The following is a 5,862-nucleotide window of genomic DNA, read 5'->3' on the forward strand; positions in this document are numbered from 1 at the left end:
CAGTAACTCGTAAATCGCCTTCATTTTCTAAATCAATAAGATGATTATAGTTTTTAATGGTGTTATTTTTAATATCTAAATAGGATAAACCACCACTCTTAGTACCTATCCATAAATTGTTATCGCTATCTTTAAAAAGAACTTCAATGTTTTCATTTAAAAGCCCATCATATCCTTTACTTGGCTTAATATACTCAAAATCATAGCCGTTATATTTGGTAATCCCGTTTTCAGTGCCAATCCATTTAATATTTAAATCATCACTCACTATTGAGGACACATAGTTGTGAGACAAGCCTTGTTTGGTTGTAATAAAATCTATCACATAATTTACATCTTCACGTTGTGAGTATGTAAAAAAGTAACCCAAAACAAATAATATAGTAATTGCGTTTTTCATAATAAAATTTCACACTTGATTTTTATTTAAACTAAAAATTAGATGTAATAACAATCATAAAAATACATTTATAAATGCATCAAAATTATAGATTTTGAAAAATTAAAGATTTATTTTAAAATGAACTAATAAAATAACAGTTCTATTGCATTATGAACTAATTCACCCTCTTATTGAACTTATACGACCCGTAACTATCTTTTTATTAAACTTAAATTTGACTAGTACAGAATTTGATTCATCGTTTTAATAAAAACAGAAAATATGACGACTTTTAATAATTTCTTTAATTGGGTAATACTAATGGCATGTGTTCTATTAATTCCACCAAATTACATTAATGCTCAAACCAGCAATGCTTCAACTACTCATGTTAAAAGCTCATCACCAAATATCATCATCATTTTAGCCGATGATTTGGGATATCAGGACGTAGGCTTTAATGGATGCAAAGATATACCAACCCCTAATATTGATAAAATTGCCACACAAGGTGTAAAATTCACTAATGCTTATGTGAGTTATGCCGTTTGTGGACCAAGCAGAGCAGGTTTGATAACAGGGCGTTACCAAGACAGATTTGGATTTGGAAGAAACCCATTGTTTGCGCCCAACGATCCGGAAATGGGCTTGCCCTTAAGTGAAGAAACACTCGCAAGCGCATTAAAAAAAGGAGATTATAAATCGGTCGCTTTGGGCAAATGGCACTTAGGTGCTCATGCTAGCCAACGGCCGTTAAAAAGAGGGTTTGATGATTTTTTTGGATTTTTAACCGGTGGTCATCAATACTTTCCTGAATTATGGACCTTAAAAGATGAATATGAAGTAAAGGCTCAATTTGATGCTTATAAAACAAAGTTGTTAAGAAATAATGATAGAATAGAAGAAAAAGAATATTTAACAGATGCCCTTTCTAGAGAAGCCGTTAACTATATTGAAACATATAAAGAGGAACCATTTTTTATCTATTTAGCATATAACGCACCTCATACACCGCTACAAGCTACAGAAAAATATCTAAAGAGATTTGAAGATATAAAAGACCCTAAACGTAAAACATACGCAGCCATGGTAAGTGCTGTTGATGATGGTGTGGGAATAATACATGGAAAGTTAGAGGAATTAGGGCTTACTGAAAATACAATTATCTGTTTTTTATCGGATAATGGTGGTCCGGAAAAGACCAATGCATCAAATAATGGCATTCTAAGAGGGGGTAAAGGCGATGTTTTTGAAGGTGGTATTCATGTGCCTTTCGCAATGAAATGGCCTGCAAAAATTCCTAAAGGCATCACGTATGATGCCCCTGTAATATCTTTAGATATTTTCTCTACAGCAATAGCACAATCTTCAATTCCAATACAATCTAAAAATGAATTAGATGGTGTTAACCTCATACCTTATATAACGGGAGAAAAAAAAGATATGCCTCATGACTATTTATTTTGGAGAAAATTTGATCAAAAGAATGTTGCTATTAGAAATAGCGATGGACAGAAATTGATAATCAAGAAAGATCAACACATGCTTTTTAATTTAAAAGAAGATCTTTCTGAAACAACCAATCTCATTGAAAAAGACAACGACATTTTTCAAACGCTACAAACCAGCTATCAAAACTGGAATTCACAAATGTTAGATCCTATATTTTACGGATTAGGACATGATAAAGAATATAATAAAAAGCATCCAAACAGATTTAATAAACAAAATAAAAATTAAATGAAAAATTTGAAAGTAATATTATATTTATTAATAATCATTTTGAGTTCTTGTAAAAACAAGACTAAAGAAACCTCTCAAGTAGTAAAAGAAGATCGTCCTCCAAATATAATTTTTATTTACGCAGATGATTTAGGCTATGGTGATTTAAGTGCTTATGGTGCTACAGAAATAGCGACACCTAATTTTGATAATTTAGCTGCTAATGGTATCAAATTTACGAATGGTTACGCTACATCTGCTACCTGTTCGCCTAGTAGATATGCGCTTTTAACGGGGAGTTATCCATGGAGAAATAAAAATGCTAAAATATTACCAGGAACGGCACCTTTGCTTATAGACACGGCCCAAGTAACCTTACCTAAAATTCTAAAAACCCAAGGTTATCATACGGGAATTGTTGGTAAATGGCATTTAGGACTCGGTAATGGAAATGTTGATTGGAATACTCATATTTCCCCAGGTCCTAATGAGGTAGGTTTTGACTATAGCTATATTATGGCAGCAACTCAAGACAGAGTACCTACGGTATATATTAAAGATGGCTATGTAGATAATTTAGATCCAAATGATCCAATTCAGGTCAATTATGATGAAAATTTTGAAGGAGAACCAACTGGAACTGAAAACCCTGAACTTTTAAAGTTTAAAGGCGATCCTCAACATAGTAACGCCATCGTAAATGGGGTATCCAGAATAGGTTTCATGAAAGGTGGTGAATCTGCAAGATGGATAGATGAAGACATGGCAGATAATTTTTTAGCTAAAGCTAAGACTTATGTAAAGAATCATAAAGACAATCCATTCTTTTTATATTATGCCTTGCAACAACCCCATGTACCAAGAACGCCTAACCCAAGGTTTGTAGGAACCTCTGGAATGGGGCCACGTGGTGATGTTATTCTTGAGGCAGATTGGTGTGTTGGCGAATTTATTAAAACTTTAGAACAGGAAGGTTTGCTTGAAAATACGTTAATTATTGTATCGAGTGATAACGGCCCTGTTTTAGATGACGGTTATGAGGACCAAGCTATAGAAAAGTTAGGAGAACACACGCCGTCTGGCGAATTACGTGGTGGAAAATATAGTCTTTTTGAGGCTGGAACTCGTGTTCCTTTTATAGCTTATTGGAAAGGAGAAATTAAACCAGGTATTTCTGATGCTGTGGTATCTCAAGTTGACTTGCTTTCATCTATGGCTCAATTGGTAGGTAGTGATGTTTCAACAAAAGATAGTGAAAACATGTTAGATGTATTATTAGGAAAATCGAATCAAGGTCGCGAAAACCTTATTATTGAGGCTACTTCTAGAACGGCTTATAGACAAGGGGATTGGGTTATGATTCCCCCGTACAACGGACCTAAAGTAATTGTTAACAAAGGAATTGAAACAGGCAATTTAGATCAATTTCAATTGTATAATTTAAAAGAAGATCCACACCAAGATCAAAATCTTGCAAAATCCAATTCTGATAAGTTGAATGAAATGATTCAAAATTTTGAAACCATTAGAGGTAAAGGCTATGGTACCATAAGCCAACCAAAATTTGATTAAATAACTAATTTTATAAATGAAATTATATACAATAGTTTTTTTATTTTTAACCGTATTTGTTTGCAATAGCCAAGATTTAATCTGGACAGGCAGTGCCGGTAATAATGATTTTTTTGATGAAACCAATTGGGTAGATAGTAATACTAATCTAGCTCCAAGTCCAGGAGCTATTGATGCTGGCCAAACTATAAATTCAAACTTACAACTGCACAATGCCAGTGATGTGGTTATCGCTTCTGGTGTCATTAATTTAAATTCAGGGAGTTTGTCTGTCACAGCTTCAAGCCTTCAGGCCCAAGCTTTTTCTGGTGGAAGCATTTCCATAAATAATGATGCTTATGTAGATTTAAGCTCGGCAAATCCTTTTCAAAACAATGTGTCTATAAATTTTACTTCGGGAATTGGCTGGATACGAACGTTGAATAAAAAGGGGATTACTATTAATAATGACCATCTAGGAGAAATTACTGTTAATGGTGAGGTGTCAATTTATAAGTCTAATCTGCGTTTAGATAATTATTATTTAAACGGTACTGTTATTAGAAGTAACGATGTATCAACAAGTCCTTTAACGCTTTATGACAATTTAAATTTACAAGGTACTTTGGTAAGTTTAAGCTTAGATATTATCCATAGTGGCTCTGGAATTCCAAACACTATGAATGATAAAGGCGAATCATTTATTCTTAAAAAGGGGTATATGGCAACGTTTGCTGTTACTGAGGATGGTACAGGCAAAAGTAAAAATTACATAGCTTCTGAAGAAGATTTAATTATTAATGAACTGCCTACATATTTATTAAACACTATTTCTTTTATTAGAGTAATTCCATGGAATTGGGTTACTAAAAAAGGAACAGGTGGAAATAAAACTGGTTTAAACAAAACGTGGTATTATAACTGGGGAAATTCAGCAGAATCTGATTTAGAACACGAGTTTGCACCAATGTCTTGGGGTTTTGGAGGCGCAAATGATGACTCAGATATTGAAAAATATAAATCAAAGTATAATGCTACGCACGTCATGGCATTTAATGAATCTGATAATTGCAATGATCAATCAGGAAAATGGAACAATCTATGTGATACAGATGTCGCTGTAAGTACCTATAAAAATTTAATGAAAACTGGCTTAAGATTGGTTTCTCCAAATTGCAGAGAGAACGCTCCCTTTGGATGGCTTAAGGAATTTCATGATAAGGCAAATGCTCAAGATATAAGGATCGATGTTATCGGGGTACATTGGTACGATTGGGGGTCAAGTCCAAAAAATTCACCGAACGCAAATCCAAACAATGTTTTTAATAGATTTAAAAATTATTTACAACGAGTTTATGATTTGTATAAATTACCTATTTGGATTACCGAATTTAATGCAAATCCGAACAGAACAACTTCAGTGAATTATGAATTTATGAAGTTGGCCTTACCATACTTAGAAAGTTTAGATTATGTAGAGCGATATGCTTGGTTTCAACCTAATTCTGGTGTTGCAGATTATTATGATGGAACTGGAGCCACATTAACCAATGTGGGTACTTTTTATAAAAATCAAGTATCATCACCATCTATTCCTGATCCTAATGTAACAGCAGATAGTAATTTAGATATGTATTTCACATTAGGTATTAATGGCAATACTATTAATAATCCAATATTATTTCCAAATCCAACAAAAGGATTATTTACCTTAAAAACTTCTTTAGATATTGATTCATATTTCATTTATAATGTTCAAGGACAACTAATAAAATCAAACCAGAAGATAATATCACCTGAAACAGAAATAAATTTAACAAATGAATTGGATGGAATGTATTTGATTTTAATAAAATTGAATAATGGTAGTCAATCAATAAAAAAATTAATCATTAATTAAATGATAAAAAAGTATAGGGTATTTGTTACATTCATTTTTTTAGCTGCTATACTGCTTTCAGCAGCTTGTAAAAATAAAGCTCCAAAAATATTGATTATTGGCGATTCCATCTCCATTGGTTATTCCCCATATGTAAAAACATATTTTTCTAATAGAGCAATCGTTTCTCATAATCCAGGTAATGCGCAACATACAGGAACTGGACTATTAAAAATAGAAGAATGGTTAGAACATGAAAACTGGGATATTGTTCAATTTAACTGGGGTTTGTGGGATTTATGTTATCGCCATCCAGATTCAAAAGAAT

Annotated in this window: 5 protein-coding genes; 4 read left to right on the forward strand and 1 reads right to left on the reverse strand. The window is 32.7% G+C overall.

Features of this window, described 5'->3' with window-relative positions; genetic code table 11:
• Positions 1 to 400: two-component regulator propeller domain-containing protein (locus tag AC15TD_RS06190; RefSeq protein WP_484451264.1), on the reverse strand; the 400-nt coding region annotated here is incomplete at its 3' end.
• Positions 401 to 664: 264 nt separating this feature from the next.
• On the opposite strand from AC15TD_RS06190, the gene AC15TD_RS06195 reads away from it, so the two are divergent.
• The 4 genes from AC15TD_RS06195 to AC15TD_RS06210 form a co-directional block, all read left to right on the forward strand.
• Positions 665 to 2,122 carry a sulfatase-like hydrolase/transferase gene (locus AC15TD_RS06195; RefSeq protein WP_484451265.1) on the forward strand — a complete coding sequence of 486 codons (1,458 nt, stop codon included), beginning with the start codon at positions 665 to 667 and terminating at the stop codon, positions 2,120 to 2,122.
• The gene (locus AC15TD_RS06200) at positions 2,123 to 3,676 is read left to right on the forward strand and encodes a sulfatase family protein (RefSeq protein ID WP_484451266.1); all 1,554 of its coding nucleotides are present in this window, start codon (positions 2,123 to 2,125) and stop codon (positions 3,674 to 3,676) included. It begins immediately after the preceding gene.
• Between the two features lie 16 nt (positions 3,677 to 3,692).
• Entirely contained in the window at positions 3,693 to 5,555 is a 1,863-nt protein-coding gene (locus tag AC15TD_RS06205) for a glycosyl hydrolase (protein WP_484451267.1), read from the forward strand.
• The coding region (locus tag AC15TD_RS06210; RefSeq protein WP_484451268.1) for an SGNH/GDSL hydrolase family protein at positions 5,556 to 5,862 on the forward strand (307 nt) is incomplete at its 3' end.

This window comes from Yeosuana sp., assembly GCF_057126245.1.

Bases quoted from the DNA above. Each gene is read 5' to 3' on its own strand.
- AC15TD_RS06205 (WP_484451267.1), top strand. From the start codon at position 3,693: ATGAAATTATATACAATAGTTTTTTTATTTTTAACCGTATTTGTTTGC.
- AC15TD_RS06195 (WP_484451265.1), top strand. From the start codon at position 665: ATGACGACTTTTAATAATTTCTTTAATTGGGTAATACTAATGGCATGT.
- AC15TD_RS06200 (WP_484451266.1), top strand. From the start codon at position 2,123: ATGAAAAATTTGAAAGTAATATTATATTTATTAATAATCATTTTGAGT.